Source organism: Spongiimicrobium sp. 3-5, assembly GCF_046557915.1.
Classification (GTDB): Bacteria; Bacteroidota; Bacteroidia; order Flavobacteriales; family Flavobacteriaceae; genus JBHEBG01.
Genome location: NZ_JBHEBG010000001.1, coordinates 1644504 through 1662513, shown reverse-complemented (window position 1 = coordinate 1662513; position 18010 = coordinate 1644504). Strand labels below are relative to the sequence as shown.

The following is an 18010-nucleotide window of genomic DNA, read 5'->3' as shown; positions in this document are numbered from 1 at the left end:
TGTAAGCTGCATTAAAAAAGAAGACATTCACCGCAATTTGGTAGGGAACTAAATTACAGCAAACATCTTCCTCAAACTAACTCAAAAAAACTATTAACTACCTATTTAATTTCGCTTAATATCTGAATCTCGTCCGGCGTCAACACGGTATCAAAAATCCTAACATCGTCCATAAATCCTATGAAGGTTGCGCCTCCAAGTTGTGAGCCAATATTTACATCGGTCTCTCCCGTATTACCTGTATTGATATCGGTAATGCCAGCTATGGAAAAATCTTCCACGCCATCAACATATATCTTAACGGTATCCCCATCGTACGTATAGGCCACGTGGTGCCATTCGTCATCGTTTACAGGTGTAACTCCATTATGACCACCTCCTTGATATTCGAACCTAACTACGCCGCTGTTCTGATATTTGAAGGAAGAACGGCTGAAAGTCCCAGTGTTACCCCAATGTACCAGCCCCGAAGTGGAATCATGGGTTGTTTTTACCCATAGGGCTACCGATCTTTCACCGGCTCCGTTTATACCGGTATATCCGGGAATATCCAAATTATTGGATCCCGTAAAATTGTATGCTCCACCCCCACCTGGTCTAATTCCAAATTCTGTTCCACCAACCGAGGTGGCATCTATATTAACCAGGCCGTCGTTAGCGAGGTTATCGTCAAAATTAAGTCGCACTTGGGGTTCGGTGTCAATATCAATTACGGGTGGGGCCGTAACTTCAATAAACCCTTCCAACAAGATTTCATCCGCGCCAAACTCGTTACGGGTGGTAAGTTTTACATCATATACTCCCGCACTTTCGTATACAACCGTGGGGCTGGCAGCATTACTATAATCGGGTGTGGCCCCTGGCATATTCCAAGTCCATAAGGATGGAGTGTTCGTGGAAGTATCTGTAAAGGTCACCGTGGACCCGGCTTCAACCGATGTTCCCGTAGCCGTAAAGGTTGCCTCGGGTATACGTGCCGTATCAATACTTAGCTCTTTAAGATAACCGTCATCATTGGTGGAGCAAGAAAAAAAAGTTATCATGGTAAGCAACCCAAATAATCCTGTTCCAGTTATATTCTTTATTGCGTTTGTCATAAGTTCTAAAATTTAATTTATGTATACTACCAGCCTGGGTTCTGTTCTAACTGAGGATTTATCACAAGTTGATCGGATGGAAGCGGAAATAAATAATAATGCTCTGGAAAAGATGGTGGGGTTCCAGGTACGGTTTGAACATATCCTTCGGGAGCATTATCTTGAATTGGTACGGCGTTATTTTGGCTGGCTGCCGTAATATATCGGCCTAATTTTACTTCCGACGCGTAGTTCATCTTTTTCCATCGTCTTAGATCTTCCCTTCTAAATCCTTCGGCCATTAGTTCTATAGCCCTTTCGCGTCTAATTTCGAACAGGATCGGATCAACGGAGCTATCGCGGGTAGGATCAAAATCCGGGCCTATGGCGCCAATCACCATTGGCGCCACTTCACCTCTTGCACGAAGCTGATTAACGGTCTGGTCTGCGACACCCTGATCGAACTGACCGAGTTCAAACTTTGCTTCGGCATAGTTTAATAATACCTCGCCCATTCTGTAAATGGGAGCATCGGCAAAATCTCTTGAGGAGGTCCCGGTATTAAGCTCATTGTAATGCCTCCACACCCTGTAGCCCGAAAAGGTTCTGTTGAATCCTGCAACACTGTTTTGGTCAAAGTTGGGTACTCTAGAAACTACATTGCCCCTCCAGTTTAAATCGGGCAATTTCTTGTGTAGCGGATCGCTTATGGCCTCATATACAGGAAACCATTCTTCGTGCGCAGGATCACCCGTAGGTTCCCAGGTTGTATTGGTAAGCCGTGTTACGAAATAAGGTGGTGGTGTCATATACAATAATCTAATATCCCTATCCCTAAACTCTGCGAACATATCCTGATCGCCTTGGAAGAGGGGGCTGTTATAGATTGTCTGACCATCTTTGCACAAAAATTTATCGATGCCTTTGCGTGTAATATCCCAAGTAGAATTGGACGCCCTAAAGGTGGTAGACATATTGGACCAGTTTTCAAGGTCGTTATATTCCTTGTACAGGATTATCCCTGCTGTACCGTCTAGCGTTTCACTATTGTGAAGTTCGTCGAACCTTGGATGTATCCCTGGGAATTCTGCCATTAGTTTCTCCGATGCGGTTATGCTCGCCTGCAGATAAACCGTTGGGTCTCCCAAACTATGGTATTTTCTCCAAGTGCCCTCAAACAGCCCAAATTGCGAAATAAGGGCGTTCACTACACTTTTGTCTACTTCCTTTCCTTCTAGATCAACATCGGATTTAATGTGTTCCTCGGCCCACAGCAAATCCCTTAAAATATTGGCACTTACCACATCCCTTGGCGTTCTTGGACCGTACAATTCTTCCGACACTTCCGTTGCCAGTTCCTCTAACCAAGGTACGGCACCATATTTTTTTAATAAATTGAAATAATTAAAAGACTTAAAGAATAGGCCAACGCTCAGCCAATGGTTCTTATCCACCTCGTCCAAATCCGAATTGGGAACATTCTTCAGCAAGAGATTTGCCGCCCTAATCTGCTTAAAAGGGACACTATAATCGGCATCCGCACTGGGAACAATTACCCTGCCCCAAATGTAGTCCCTTCCTGCACCGTTAGAGTTTTTTTGTATCAGATCTGCATCGGCTTCCCTATCCAGACCAAAACCGGCTCCCGGCCTGCCCACCGTTGGGGTACTTGGATCACCATCGGTATTGATCCTTGTGGTTTCGTTATGAGCTTCGAACATCTCATAAAACTGCCAAGCAAAGGACTGTATAGCGTTGTTGGTACTAAAGGTGTTGGTTTCCGCAAGGGAATCTTGCGGTAGTTTTTCTAAAAAATCCTCACTGCAACCTGCCATAGTAATCAGGAGCAACAAAAACATCCGTAAAATATATTCTTTTTTCATTTTTCTGTTTTTTTTGATTAAAAGGATAGTTGGGCCCCAACGGCTATATTCTTCATAATGGGATATACGCCGTTCGGATTTGCATCGCGGGTTCCATCCGGATTTACATCTGGGTCAAAACCTTTGGGAAGTTTGTGAAACGTATGTAGGTTTTCGCCACTTATAAAGAGCCGTATGGTCTTAAAATTAATTTTCTCCAAAACCTCTTTTGGCAAGGTATATCCAAATGAAATATTGTTAATTCTTATATAGGAGGCATCCCTGAGGTATTTGGTCTGTACACGGCGACTATGTCCATAATTGCCCCTATCTCCTGAGGAATTGGTGTTATCACCGAACAATCTTGGATAAAAAGCATCTTGGTTATCAGCGGTCCAATAGTCTAACTGATGCTTAAAGGCATCATCAAACTGACCTTGATACGGAAATGCTTTAGGGCCGGTAAGCACCCTATCCCTTCTTCCCACACCACTAAGCGCAAAAGACAAATCAAAACCCTTATACCCTACATTGCCATTGGCTCCGAACAGATATCTTCTACGGCTATTACCTATAACCTTCCTATCGCCGGGGTTTCCTAGGGTATTATCCCCAAATGTAATAATCCCATCGCCATCCAAATCTCTATATTTTATATCTCCAGGGTAAGGAATAATGCCAGACTCAAAACCTACCACCCCATCCTTTAGTTGCCTGTTGGCGCCTACTAGATTGGCATCGAGTGTGCCTTCAACAAAATCATCGACGGTATAGAAGCCCACCGTCTCGTGTCCCCAGATTTCCCCAATGGTCATTCCTTCGTAAAAATTCGTCAATGAGCCATCGTTATTTTCACTAAAAGATAACAGCCCGGCCGGGTTATCGTACTTGGTGATCCTAGACCGGTTATTGGAAACATTTATATTAAATCCGTAAGTAAATTCGTTTATATTGTCTCTCCATGATAGGGAAGCTTCCCATCCTTCGGTTTCCAGATCGGCCGCATTTGTTACAGGAGCGTCCGCACCCAATACTGCCGGAAGTTCGGCTCCGGGTATGAGCATGTCCAGGGTTCTGTTCCTATATACCTCAACCGTTGTTGACAACCTGTTTTTAAGAAAGGCGGCATCTAGCGCAAGGTTGGTTTTTTGTGCGGTCTCCCAAGTTAGTGTAGAACTTACCAATAGTCCGGGTTCAATGGTTGTATAGCGTTCCCCAGCTTCATTTAGCAACCAGGTCTGCCTTGGGCTCCATTGGGAAATATAAGGATACGGGCTATTGGGAATATCTTGGTTTCCTATCTCTCCATAAGATCCCCTAAACTTAAATAGGGAAATCCACTCCACATTATCTAAAAAATTTTCCTTTTTCAAATCCCATGCGCCCGAAAAGGAGGTAAAGGTACCGTAACGATCGGTACGTGGAAATTTGGAAGACCCGTCGTGTCTAATATTGGCCTCCAAGAAGTATTTCTCCTTGTAATTGTACTGTAACCTTCCAAAATACCCCAGAACAGCCGTTTCAGTAAAAAAGTCTCCTCCGCTGGTTGTACCGATCGCGGCGTCAATTGCCGGAACATCGGTAGAAAGCAAATTCAACCTACTTATATTAAAACCATTGGAAAAACTACTTTCGGAGTTAAAGCCGACCAGCACATCAAAATTGTGTTTTTCATTAATACTTAGACCGTAGTTCGTATAGAAGTTAAATGCTTTTTGTTCAAATTCGCTGAAATTTTTTCCAACGTTTGTAAGGTCTGGGTTTGCATTATTTGGAACAAACTGTGCCCTGTTCACCGTCAATAGCTGAATATTTGAAGATTCTGTGGTGGTGGTCCCCCGTTCGTATGTAAATTCCCCGGTAAGTTTTAAACTGTTTATAGGTTCATAAACCAGTTTTTGAAACATCCGGACGACATCGGTATTGACTGTAGTGTGCGGTAAAAGACGTTCCAAGTTCTCAGGAGAATCAAAAGGTAGTGAAGTACCATCCTCTAAAGTAAAAAACCCGGTGGGAAGATATGCAGGTTCATTGACCGTTTGATTAAATTGGCCTATTGGATTGGATCGATCACTCTTTCTGTAGAATATATTAGTTGTTGATGTAATGTTCTTGGTCAGATCTGTATCCAAATAGGCGTTTACATTATACTTCTTAAATCGATCTTGATCAGTAACAATTATACCATCCTCATCACTATAACTTGTGGCCACCCTGTAGGAAGATTTTTCACTACCACCACTGAAAGAAAAATCATGTCTAGTGATAAGTCCCTGGTTATTTAACAACTGATCAATTGGATCGGTTTCGGCCAGGGAGTAGTTAAATCCATCAGGGTCCAATACAATACCTCCCGGAAAATTTCCTGGGTTTGCCTCGTATTGTTCCAAATAACCAAGCCATGTCTGCACACTTTGATTGGACCAATATCTGGATATACCCACATCGTCCAATAGGGTAACAAATTCCTTTACCGTGGGTTTCTCGGGTAATTCTACCGGTGATGAGAAACTAACCGTATTTCGATAATCAAAACTCACCTTTTGTTCCCTAATGGGTTTTTTGGTGGTGATCAAAATAACACCCCATGCACCCCTAGCTCCATAAATGGAAGCCGCGGCGGCATCTTTTAAGATGGTAACATTTTTAATATCGTTGGGGTTGATATCGGCCAAGGACATTTCAACGTTATCAACTAGAATAAGCGGTGGTGTGGCATTATTAATGGACCCAAAACCCCGTAATTCTATTGACGAGTTATTTCCTCCCGGCTGTCCGGAAGAATTAATGACCTGTAAGCCTGCCGCTACCCCTTGTAATGCCGAGGTTACATTGGTAACAGGCCTGTCTCCCAAAACTTCATCCATTTTTACAATGGTTACCGCCCCACTAAGGGAAGATTTCTTCTGTTCTCCAAAACCTACCACGACTACCTCGTCTAATTGGGCGGCATCCTCGGAAAGGGCAATGTTAATTACCGTTTGTCCTTCCATGGCAACGTCTCGAGTCAAATATCCAAGAGAACTGAAGGTCAGTGCAGAACCAATAGGTACTGTGATAGTGTAGTACCCGTCAAAATCTGCGGCTGTTCCATTGGTAGTGTTTTTCTCAACCACGCTCACCCCGGGTATGGGTATTCCGGTTTGAGCGTCGGTAACTGTCCCCGTGACCGTAATATCCTGGGCATGTACAGACATGGTTAGGATACATGTAGCAAGGAACATTCCTTTTATCAATAATGTTCGCATAATTAATTGAATTATTAAGTTAGTAATTTAGTTGATTAATACTTTTATTGGTTTTTAATACGATTCCTTTATCCAGTTATAAGGGGTTCTTTTAATCCAGTTTCCTTTTGTAAAGTCCGGAAAGTCCTGTGGCTCGCCATTATTTTCTATAGACAGCTCCGATAATGGCGTTACAGCGCTCCATGCTGCGGCATCATAAGCATCCATGGGAGGTGCAATGTTCTGCTTCGCCGATTGTACAAAGGCATCCATTACAAAGAAGTCTATTCCACCATGACCGGCTTCCCTGGCATATTCCCCTTGTTTTTTCCACAATGGATGGTCATATTTTTGTAGCCAGTCTTTCATATCCTCCCAACCATGCCCCTCGGTAACACCTTCTACGTGTATTCGCTTGGTATGGTAATCAAACTCGGAGATACCGCTAACACCTTGCACTCTAAAGCCTAATGAATATGGTCTGGGGAGATTACAGTCGTGGGTAACGATTATAGTTTCCCCTTTCGCGGTTTCTATGGTCGTAGTTATAACATCTCCTTGTTTCCATTTTATTTTTGCATTCGCATGGTCCGGACCACCTTTTGGATGGTTCACTATATAATTATGTAATCCCAGGGGTTTGGAAGCATGTGATGTTAAGGATACAAATCGGTTGCCCCGGTTAATATCTGCCATCACGGCAATAGGCCCAAGTCCATGCGTTGGATATAGGTCGGCATTTCGTAAAAGGGAATGCTGGGTTCGCCATTTGGCTTCGGATGTGCCTTTTTCGCCAAACTCTACACCTCCCCCATAAGGTTGCTTTCCATCATTTAGCTTAACGGCACGTAGATCGTGCTGGTAACCACACCTAAAATGTAATAACTCGCCAAAGACGTTTTGTTTTACCATATTCAATACCGCAAGCACGTCTTGTCTATAGCTTACATTTTCCAAAATCATTAAGTGAGACCCTGTCTGCTCATGGGTATTTACGAGGTCCCAACATTCTTCCAAGGTATTTGCTGCAGATACTTCAAGACCGGTATATTTTCCTGCCTTCATGGCATCAACAGCCATTTTTGTGTGCCAAAGCCATGGGGTAGCTATAACAACAGCATCTACTTCTTTTAATTCTAACAAATTACGATAGTCATAGTTGTTTTTACCGAAGGTCGTAGGTTTGGTCTTACCCGCTTTGGAGATAGCATCTAAGGAAAGTTTTATCCTAGCATCGTCAATGTCGCAGATAGCTGTTATTACCACGTCGTCCCGTAAGAGAAGGTTCTTTAAATGATTTGTACCCCTAAGACCAACGCCAATCATTCCTACGTTTAACTTATCTTTGCTGGAAGAACCCATATTTGCCAATGTTAGATTGGGAGCACTTACGATTCCTGCACCCACAATGGCCGATTTTTTAATAAAATGCCTTCTTGTATCCACTTTATCTCTGTTTTTGTTAATTGTTTTTTAATTTGGCCTTTTTAGAACTAGGCTTATACCGAAATTGAGAAATCCGTATAATCTTAACGTGGATTTTTTGGTCGAAAAGGGAAGACATATTGGTCTAATAACACCTTATGGAGGATTACCCTACCTTTTTTGAAGAAAACGAATCAGTAGTTTTTTCAAAACAGGATATATTGCCAATTTGTTCAAAACGACAGTTATTTTTTGTACCTTAAATTGGTTGTGACCCGCCTGAAAGAATTGTTTATGATCGTATACTTGATGGTACAACAGAAACATATGAAAACCCTAATTTGTCCGGACTTCGGTATATTGTGGAAGTACCTTAGTACCCTATTTGTTTCATTATTTTCCCTTTTATACGTTTCGGGTCAGGAAAAAACAAGTTTTACCCATTTGGAACCCAGTTTTGGCGGGGGAACCCAAATAGTCAACGACAACTTTGGCTATATATGGTTGTCCAATGCAGATGGCCTCTATAAATACGATGGTTACGGGTTTGATTTTGTACCTATCTCTACCATTTTTGGACATGATTTGGTAAACACTCGAGAAATTGTATTCTCCAAAGACACATTTGGTAATTTTTGGTTGGCCACTTTTAATGGTGAGTTAACACAGTTGAAAACCAACGGGTCAAAAATTCATTTCAAAAATAATCTGCTTTTAAATCAAAATAAACGTTGGATAACAGCCATTAAGGCACAGAAAGATCGTGTTTGGTTGGGGAACTCAAAAGGAACGCTATTTGCCTATAACCACGAAACACAAATTCTGGACAGTATTGTAACTCTTCCAAGTGCCCACAACCGCCAAGGGGAAATTAGAAGTATTGATTTTACCGCTCCATCGAAACTGTGGGTAAGTACCGATAATGGCCAAGTATTTGGATATTCCATAAACAGTAAAAAACTGACCAAATTAAGCGATCCCCTGATTGGAGATCTCAACGGTATTGTTGAATTGGTATCCGATAAAAATGGAAGGCTTTGGGTGGTAACCGAATCTCAAGGGATCTTTACCTATCATCCTGATGAAGGAAAATTTAGCAGATACGATAAACTCCCAGGTTACTTAAATGGGGGCAAACACCCCATGTTCATTTCTGTCTTTTGTGATAGTTCTGGCCATATATGGACGGGTACCGATGGTGATGGACTATATAGAATAGATCCCAATAATAATAGAACCACCATTTTTAAGCACGATAGTGAAAATAAATTTTCTATACGCAATAACACCATAACCAATATCAGTCAAGATACAAAAGGCAATCTTTGGTTTGTGACCAAAAAAGGAGAGGTTGACGTATTTCCGAAAAATAACGAGGATATAGGCTATTATAGTGGTTCGGAAAACCATACACCAACCCCATTGTTGTCTTTGCTAAAAACCAGAGTTGGCTCGTTATGGATGGGGACAGATGGTGATGGATTGACGAAAGTTCGCCTAGATGGAAGCAAAACTGGGTTCGGTCCGTCAAAAACAGGGAAGAGTTTTTTCGAAGGTAGATATATTCAGGATCTTTTGGAGGATTCCAATGGAAATATCTGGATTGGCACTTATCAAAACGGGCTTTGGATACATAACCCAAAATCCGGGACTTTTATCAAGAAAAAAATAGCAGATTCACGAGGAAGGGTCTCTTTAGATATCCGAAACTTATTCAAAGATTCTAAAAATAGGATATGGGTAGCTTCCGGAGCCGCGGTACATGTATTTTCAGAAAATCAGGAACAATTGGCTTCCTATGATTACAACTCCCACGGACTAAGCGGTACCCTGTCCCTTGCCATTACAGAGGATTCCAAAAATTGTATCTGGATGGGAGTAAACCCATCTGGACTCTACAAATTCATAGAAAATACCGCGAACCTTCAAAATTCAGAATTTGAACAGCATCAATATTATGAGCCAAACCAAAATAATTCCCAGAATTATAATATCGCTGCACTGGTAAACGACCATAACGATGGACTTATTCTTTTATGTGCCTCCGGGTTTCTAATAAAACACGACCCACAAAAAGGGACGTATGCACCCTTGGCACAACAAAGTAATCTAAAGGACATTCAGGTAAGATCAATAATTGTGGAGGACAAAGACAATCTTTGGATTAGCAGCTCTAACGGTATTCATCATTTTAACACAAGAAACAATTCCCTAAAATCTTATTATCAGATAGACGGGCTGCAGGGAAATTCTTTTTTAAGAAACAGTTCTTTTAAACATAGTGATGGTACGCTATATTTTGGAGGAGAGAACGGTACTAGTTTTTTTCTTCCGGGAGATTTGGGCAAAAATGAAACCAAGGGGCAATTGTATATAAACAACATTGAAATTTTGAACAAACCGGCCAAATCTATGATTCCCGAACAATTGACGGGCAGGGTGGAAAGTGTAAAAAAGCTGAACCTAAAAGCAAGTATGTCCTCATTTTCATTTCAATTCTCGGCCTTGGACAATGTAATGAACCCTAATTACCATTATGCATACAGATTACAAGGTTTTGATGACGACTGGATCGTTCCAAAAAAAGATCGCATAGCTACTTATACCAACATTGCTTCCGGAGATTACATTTTTGAGGTAAAAGCAGGATCCAAAAAAGGCGAATGGGATTTAGACCCAAAATCCATAAGTATCCATATTTCTCCCCCATGGTGGGGCACTACACTTGCCTATTTTTTATATGCCATATTTCTTCTGGCCTTGACCTATGGAGTGTTTCTCTGGTTGAGATTAAGAAGCAGATTGCGCAAAGAAGCTTGGCAAAATAGACAGGAAAAGGAAATCTATGCTATGAAGATGAATTTTTTCGCTAAAATGTCGCACGAAATCCAAACACCATTAACATTGATCCTTGGGCCAATAGACGATATGCTTCAACGTGCAACATCTAACAAAAATAAGCTTCTGAAACGGCGATTGAACCTAATAAAAAACAATGCGCAACGCCTTTCAAGAATATCCAATGAATTAATGACCGTAAGGAACAAGGAATTGGGAACCCTAAAACTCCGCGTTTGCAATAATGATCTCATCAAAGACCTAAAGACTATTGCACTATCTTTTTCGGAACAGGCTCATTTTAAACAAATCGATTTTAAACAGGAATATCCACAGGAAGAAATCTCCATCTGGTATGATAGGTATAAGATAGAGCACGTTTTCTATAATCTCTTATCCAACGCTTTTAAGTTTACCCCTAGAGAAGGTAATATTTTATTAAAAGTACAACGTTTACCCCGAAAAGATTTAATAGAAATTACCATTACCGATTCTGGCCCAGGGATACCGGAAGCGGAGTTGGACGATGTTTTTAAACTCTTCTATCAAGCGGAGGAGGGCAAAAAGGCGGTAGGATCGGGAATTGGTCTTGCATTAACAAAAGAGCTCATAACCCTTCATCACGGAGAAATCGAGGTAAACTGTCCAAACGGCGAAGGGGCCTGCTTTACCGTTAGGCTAAGTTCAAACGAGGAGATATTTACACAAGAGGAAAAAATGACTGCCGCTACCCAGTTTATAGAACCAACAATTAGCGGTAAAGAAGGTTTATCCAAAGAACCTTCAATAACCTCCAACAAAAAGGCCAATACCTTGCTTGTTGTGGAAGACAATGTGGAAATGCAGATTTTTTTGCGTGATGTGCTTACTACTACCTTTAATGTCTTGATAGCAGAAAATGGACAACAGGGAATTGCATTGGCCCAAAAACATAATCCCGACCTAATTTTAAGTGATATTATGATGCCGGTAATGGACGGTATTGAGATGAGCAAGTCCTTGAGAAAAAACAAACTAACCGCCCATATCCCTATTATTTTGCTAACAGCAAGAAATGCGGAAGCAACAAAGTTAAAGGGACTAAAGTCCGGTGCGGTGGAATACCTTAAAAAACCGTTCAATTTTAATGAACTTTTAATGAAAGTGACAAATATTCTGGCAACCCGAGAAAAAATGATCTCCAAATATAAATTGGATAGGGTAAGCACTCCAGATAAACCTTCAGTTAGATCCAGAGATGACATTTTTATGGAGCGGTTGGCAATTGAATTGAATACTCAGCTTGAAAACTCAGATTTTAGATTGGAAGATTTAACGGCTTCTATGAACATGAGTTATTCGGTTATTTACCGAAAATGTCAGGAAATTGCGGGAAAAACCTTGGTAGAATTTCAAAGAACCCTCAAAATGAAGAAAGCTGCCCTTTTAATTATTGAACGTAACTATGGTATATCTGAAGCGGCTTTTATGGTGGGATACAAAGATTCCAAATATTTCACAAAATGTTTTAAAGAAGAATTTGGTATACCCCCGACGGCCTTAAAAGCGGAAATGAAAAAAATAGGATTATCGGATGTAATAAAAAAATACAACATCCATGCAGCATCCGTCTCATAGGTCTTTTTTTAACGATAGCCTCTATTCCTCCAAGTTCAATTGTATTGATTTTCGTTGTTTTACTTTCGCCTTTACGTTTGTGATTTTTTTGTAATATTCCGTTTCGGGAACCTGGACCACTACTGTATACGCACCGGGTTTAAATACCTTTGGAAGGTAAGAACTGGTAGCCATCCTTAAAGCATGGACCAAATCTTTGTTTTCATCAAATATTGTTACCACAGGCCTATGATTTCCGATTACTTTTAATTCTGGCAACCAAGCCTGTGCTTTTCTTGCATAATTGTGCTCTTGCCCAATGCTGATGGGCCACCCTGGGTATTGTGTCCCCGGTTCGGTAGGGTCCACAAAACGTGGCCAGCAATCCGTTTTGATTGTTCTTGTCTTTTTATTGAACGTTACCAGACCGTAGCCTACCGCACGATCATGGATTATTTTAGGTTTTTTGTTTGTGCTATGGGGGTTGGCAACTGCTTTTACCGTCATCTTATTACCAAAACCGTCTACATGCTCTCCTACGTAGGCTGGGTTTTCATAAGTATGCAGGGAACTGTCTACCGATGGCCAGAATCTTCTTGGCCAAATGTTATTAAGGGCCGGACCGGCAAAAGCGTGTCCACTATCCCCATGTTCCTCTAGCCCGTATTGGATAAATGACCCCAAATGTTGGTCTCCGGCAATATGAAAAGCAAAGGCCTTACGGATAATTCCAACAGCCTCATCCCGCTTCTTCGATGGCCATCCATTAGAATCCATATCCACGGTGGGGCGGTCTCCTTCAATATACTCTCCCTTTTGTGGGATATATAAACCTGGGATCACCGCTCCCGTTTTTGCCTCCTTGGGCAAGGTGGCCACAGTAGCAAAATTGGTCTGTGACAGTACCACTTTCATACAAGCCTCTTTGGACCAGTCTTGGACCCATTCTTCCAAAAAGCGTTCTTGCCGATCCCCTAACAAATTTGCTGGCAGATCTTTGTACTTTTTAATATCGAACGCTTCGTTAAGAATCCAGCCGTTGTTTACCTGAGCCTCTTTTGGCAAAATATTTTTGGGTGCTGACTTAAATTTTCGATCTTCCAAAATGGCAAAACTAATGCCTCCATAATTCCAATGGGTGTAGTAAACTCCAATCCCTTGTTTTACCGGAGTTGGATCATACGGATCTGGCAGATGACTAGTCTGCGTAAATTGTACCATATTTACCCATTTTGCAGGCATTTTGTAACCGCCAGAGTCTTGCGCCGAAGCTCCATAACCACCGCTTGTATCTGCTTTCTTTCCTTCTTCGCCCCAGACATTCCCATGATATACATCGTGGTCGTCCGGTATTATAGCACAGGGTTTATGTCTAAAAAGATCGCGATAAGACCACCCGAACATATACCATTTTCTCAAATAATCTAGACAAGTCTTATCAAAACTGCCCTTAAATTGCACCCCAAATCCTCCGGTACCTTCATAAAATTGATCGCCAAGGAACAATATTATGTCGGCATCCAGTTTGGAAACATTTAACGGAATGTCGGCATCCGGAAATCCATAATGAAAATTACAGCTAAATACTGCCGCTTTTATTTCGTCCTTTTTAAGAGGCTCTTTCGCAATGGTACCTTTATAATAATAATCCTCCGTTCTGTTTTTTAAAGGAACTTTGGCCACAACACGGTATGGGATGTCCCGATCGCTATTCCAATCCTCAAAAGTGAAGTTTACCGCTCTTCCCGCATGCTGGATGTTTGTAGACCGGAGGTCTTTCCATTGCCCTTTCTCTTTAATCTGGAAACTTACGGAATGCCCTGCTATTGTTTCTATTGGGGCCAGCTGGGCGGTTAATTTTAGTTTTCCTTTGTTCAAGGTATATTGCGCAAAACAAATAGGACCGAAAAAATGGTCTTTCTCAAAATGCAGTTCTTCCGATGCAATGGACCAATCACTAAAGGCAACTGAAGCCGTGTTTTCTTCAGAATTCTTGTTTTCTCCCGGACAATGCGCCAACAAGGCAAAATTACCGGTTAACTTATTGCTGGGCAATTGGATGGTTTCATGTTGAAACAACAAGGCGTCCGTTGTGGTATTTGTAACGGATATTTTTAACAAGCACCCATCGCTCTTAGGAACGGCTTCCAATACAAGTCCAAATTCTTTGGGAAGGGTTTCCAACCCAGATTTAATAACGGATTCTCCTATAACAAGGTTTCCGCTTGGCGTAAGTCCAATATCCAGCCCTTTTCCAAATACCGCTGCCGACCTGTAGTCATCAAAAGGTCCTTTAGCCCCTAGCCGTATTCCTATACAACCATTTTCCAGCCCTAGGATCGTATCATTTAAAATTTCAATTCGAACTGAGGTGGTAAACCCAATATTTTGTTCGGGTTTTTGAATAGGTAATAAATGTAGGTTTCTATCTGCTCCGGTAACATCGCAAATGGCCCTGCCCTTGTCTATTTTCCAATCTTGTAGCCTATTGCCCCAATAATCTGGGCCCACCCATTTCATATCTGGCCAATTGTGCCAATCACTTTTAAAAACAACCCCTTTGGCATACGGCCAAAAACCATAACCGCTACCAGCAAAGACCTCGGAAGAAATACATGGAATTACCGCACCTAAAATAATTTTCTTTAAAGAATCCCTTCTTTTCATTGCTACATTATTACAAAGATTCTTAAGAACAAACTTGTTCGTTACTTTGATTAAAACTTTAAATTATAATTTGAGATCTGGGCAGAATATACGTTCCCATACACATTTTTTGGCATACCGGCATCTAAAGGGGAAGGCTCAGTCCATTGGCTTTTAACACCTTCTATCATCATACTTCCTTTTGGATCGATAGTGGCAAATGCATACAACGGGTCCTTGTATGTTGCCATATTGGGCAACCATTTGTACTCATCGTACATGGCTTTTGGATAACGTTCCGTGTTTCTATATTTATCCTCCATCCATTGATAAGACGCACTATTGATCTCTATATAGTCTATTCCATTTTGATGATGGTGAAAATCTATATGGTTATGGCCATTCATACAGCATATGATCTTATCTTTATGCTCCTCCATAATTTTTTGTATGGTAAGCCGATTTTTAACTCCCCATTGATAATGCCAAAGACTTTGGTGGGAAAATATCACCGTAGGTAGTTTTGTTCCGTTCAAGTCTTCTTTTAACCATGCTATCTGTTCGTTGTCTATAAAAGTCCGAAGGTTACTGTCTACGTAAAAATTGGATTTTTCATAATCTATAAACTTACCATCTCTATAAAGGAAGTTAGCATCGAGAACAACAAAATGAAAATTGTTGAAATCATAGGAATAAAAAGTTTTGGGCATATCCCAAAATTGCAGCATTTCAGTCTTTGAATTTTTGTCCATGTCATGATTTCCCAACACATGGTATTTGGGACCTTTAAAAGTTTCCCAGATAGACATAAAATTGCTGTTTTTGCTATCGGCCATGCAAAAATCGCCTAGCTGAATAATATAATCGACATTTCTGCTAATTGCCTCGGTTATAAATACCTGAAGACGGTCATCTGCGTCGGGCATAAGATCTTTATGTACGTCTGCAATAATCCCAAATGTAAGGCTCTGAGGCTGTTGCCCTCTCGGATTAAAGGGTTTAAAAGACAACATAGTAGTAGGTAGGATTGCAGTGGCGGCACCAGCGCTTAATCGGTTTATAAATTTTCTACGATCCATTCCCATGCTTTCTTTAATTTCTATCTAGGTGAAATGAATTGGTTCATCTGGAAACAGCCAGATATTTTAGGATATTGTGCTCTCATGTTGCGCATACTTCTCCTTTAGCTTACCGATCATGGTTTCCGTTATTTCGTTAAGGTGGTATTGTGCTTTCCAACCCCAATCATTTGCAGCTTCCGTATCTGCAATACTCTTTGGCCATGATGCAGCTATGTTTTGCCTATGATCCGGATTGTAACTAACCTTAAAGTTATGATAAAATCCTTTAATTGAAGCTACTACTTCCGAAGGAGAAAAACTTGTCCCGGCAATGTTATATGACGTCCGGATGGTAATACGTTCTCTGGGCGCTTCCATTAGTTCTATAGTTGCCCTAACCGCATCATCCATAAACATCATTGGTAAGGAAGTATCCTCCCTTAAAAAACAGCTAAACCTTTCTTCCAAAACAGCCTTATGATATACCTCCACCGCATAGTCCGTAGTTCCTCCACCAGGTACCGACTGATATCCGATTAGCCCGGGGTATCTTAAAGATCTAACATCCAAATCATATTTATTAAAGTAATAGTGTCCCCAGTTTTCCCCGGCCGCTTTGCTAATGCCATATGAGGTGGTTGGATCCAAATAGGCAGTATTAGGAGTGTTATCCTTAGGCGCACTTTCTCCAAAAACGGCAATGGAGCTTGGGAAAAAAACTTTTTCCACTTTGTTTTTTAGGGAGGTTTCCAAAATATTCAGCCAGGCCTGCATATTTAAATCCCAGGTTTTTAATGGTGCTTTTTCTCCATTTGCAGACAGAATAGCTGCCAAATGAAATATCTGCTTTATACGGTACTTGCAAACAACTTCATCCAAACGAGAGATATCGGTAGCGTCTATAAGTTCAAAAACACCGTCAAAACTTCCTGCCGATCTTATATCGGAAGCAACTACATTTTGTTTCCCATATTTATTTTGAAGGGACTTAGCAAGAACGGATCCCAATTGTCCGTTTGCGCCTGTTATCAAAATTGCGTTGTTCATAAAACCACAAATCCTATAAAAGTATTATTTACTTTCAAATATACATTATGCCAATTATTATTATGTTAATATTGAAAAATTAAGTTTTTTTTACTGATGAAAACGATTTAATAGTTATTTTTACTTTTATTGATCAATTATTTGATATTAATGCAGTAATATTTTTTGTTTAGCATGGAGTTATTGGACGAAACGGACGTTACAATCTTGAGGATATTGCAAAAGGATGCAAAAAAAACCGCCAAGGAAATTGCACAAAACCTTAATCTTACTATTTCTCCGGTATACGAACGTATTAAAAGGCTTGAAAAACAGGGTTATATAAAAAAATATGTAGCCATTCTCGAAAAAAAACGGCTTAATCTTCCGGTAACTGCCTTTTGCCAAGTCTCAATGAGGTTTCACGAAGAGGCATTTATAGAAAAGTTTGAAGAACAAATTCAAAGTCTTAAAGAAGTTCAAGAATGTTTTCATATGGCTGGCAAAGTAGATTTTATCCTGAAGATAAATACCAAAAGTTTGGAGGGCTATCACGACTTTGTTAAGTACAAACTTTCAAAAATTGAGAACATAGGGGTTTTAAACAGTTCTTTTGTACTCAAAGAAATTAAACACACCTCAGAGTTTCATATATAAATGATCGGATATCAACATTGCTATTATTTCGAGATGATTTTCGTGTATTGATTACATTTATAAAACGAACCTTGCATAACAAAATGAAAATAGCCGAAACCCAAAGATTAACAATTGAAAAAGCTGTCTTAAACGATGCTCATTTCTTTTTGAAGTTGTTGAACAGCCCTAATTGGATAACGTTTATTGGCAACAGAAATATTAACTCCGAAGAGGACGCTCGCAATTATATTGAACATAGTTTGATAAGTTCCTACACAAAAAATGGTTATGGCCTATATAAGGTAAGTCTTAAAGAGAACAGCAAACCTATAGGGATCTGCGGGTTTGTAAAAAGAGATTATCTAGACAGCGCGGATATTGGATTTGCCATTCTTCCCAAATACGAGAACCAAGGATATACCTTAGAGGCGTCCAAAGCAATGTTGAAATACGGGAAAACCGAGCTAAACCTAAATCCGATTTTAGGAATTACGACCCGCAAAAATATCAGATCTCAAGGGCTTTTGAAGAAAATTGGACTTAAGGAAATCGGAAAAATAAGCCCCGATAAAGACGTAACCCAATTTCTTCTATTCTCTACCGAATTTTAAGGT

General features: G+C 40.6%; 10 protein-coding genes. 3 read left to right on the top strand and 7 right to left on the bottom strand.

What is annotated here, in order from left to right:
• Nucleotides 1-101 precede the first annotated feature (101 nt).
• The 4 genes from ACEQ81_RS07040 to ACEQ81_RS07025 are packed head-to-tail and all read right to left on the bottom strand — an operon-like array spanning nucleotide 102 to nucleotide 7611.
• Nucleotides 102-1097 carry a LamG-like jellyroll fold domain-containing protein gene (locus tag ACEQ81_RS07040; protein WP_411030145.1) on the bottom strand — a complete coding sequence of 332 codons (996 nt, stop codon included), beginning with the start codon at nucleotides 1095-1097 and terminating at the stop codon, nucleotides 102-104.
• Nucleotides 1098-1123: 26 nt separating this feature from the next.
• A complete protein-coding gene (locus ACEQ81_RS07035; RefSeq protein ID WP_411030144.1) occupies nucleotides 1124-2959 on the bottom strand; it encodes a RagB/SusD family nutrient uptake outer membrane protein in 1836 nt (611 codons plus the stop codon).
• 17 nt (nucleotides 2960-2976) lie between these two features.
• Nucleotides 2977-6186, bottom strand: a complete 3210-nt coding sequence (locus tag ACEQ81_RS07030; protein WP_411030143.1) for a SusC/RagA family TonB-linked outer membrane protein — start codon at nucleotides 6184-6186, stop codon at nucleotides 2977-2979.
• 54 nt (nucleotides 6187-6240) lie between these two features.
• Entirely contained in the window at nucleotides 6241-7611 is a 1371-nt protein-coding gene (locus ACEQ81_RS07025) for a Gfo/Idh/MocA family protein (protein WP_411030142.1), read from the bottom strand.
• 306 nt (nucleotides 7612-7917) lie between these two features.
• On the opposite strand from ACEQ81_RS07025, the gene ACEQ81_RS07020 reads away from it, so the two are divergent.
• Nucleotides 7918-12045 carry a response regulator gene (locus ACEQ81_RS07020; RefSeq protein WP_411030141.1) on the top strand — a complete coding sequence of 1376 codons (4128 nt, stop codon included), beginning with the start codon at nucleotides 7918-7920 and terminating at the stop codon, nucleotides 12043-12045.
• A gap of 21 nt (nucleotides 12046-12066) precedes the next feature.
• Here the strand turns inward: ACEQ81_RS07020 and ACEQ81_RS07015 are convergent, their stop codons facing one another.
• From ACEQ81_RS07015 to ACEQ81_RS07005, 3 genes are all read right to left on the bottom strand, one after another.
• Nucleotides 12067-14691 (bottom strand): alkaline phosphatase D family protein, encoded by a 2625-nt coding sequence (locus ACEQ81_RS07015; RefSeq protein WP_411030140.1) that lies wholly within the window; start codon nucleotides 14689-14691, stop codon nucleotides 12067-12069.
• A gap of 50 nt (nucleotides 14692-14741) precedes the next feature.
• Complete coding sequence (locus ACEQ81_RS07010; protein ID WP_411030139.1) at nucleotides 14742-15749, bottom strand: metallophosphoesterase family protein; 1008 nt, start codon at nucleotides 15747-15749, stop codon at nucleotides 14742-14744.
• 66 nt (nucleotides 15750-15815) lie between these two features.
• The gene (locus ACEQ81_RS07005) at nucleotides 15816-16778 is read right to left on the bottom strand and encodes an NAD-dependent epimerase/dehydratase family protein (protein WP_411030138.1); all 963 of its coding nucleotides are present in this window, start codon (nucleotides 16776-16778) and stop codon (nucleotides 15816-15818) included.
• A 174-nt stretch (nucleotides 16779-16952) separates the two neighbouring features.
• On the opposite strand from ACEQ81_RS07005, the gene ACEQ81_RS07000 reads away from it, so the two are divergent.
• Nucleotides 16953-17414: an Lrp/AsnC family transcriptional regulator gene (locus tag ACEQ81_RS07000; RefSeq protein ID WP_411030137.1), complete on the top strand. Its 462-nt coding sequence runs from the start codon at nucleotides 16953-16955 to the stop codon at nucleotides 17412-17414.
• Nucleotides 17415-17497: 83 nt separating this feature from the next.
• Nucleotides 17498-18007: a GNAT family N-acetyltransferase gene (locus ACEQ81_RS06995; RefSeq protein WP_411030136.1), complete on the top strand. Its 510-nt coding sequence runs from the start codon at nucleotides 17498-17500 to the stop codon at nucleotides 18005-18007.
• Nucleotides 18008-18010: the final 3 nt, after the last annotated feature.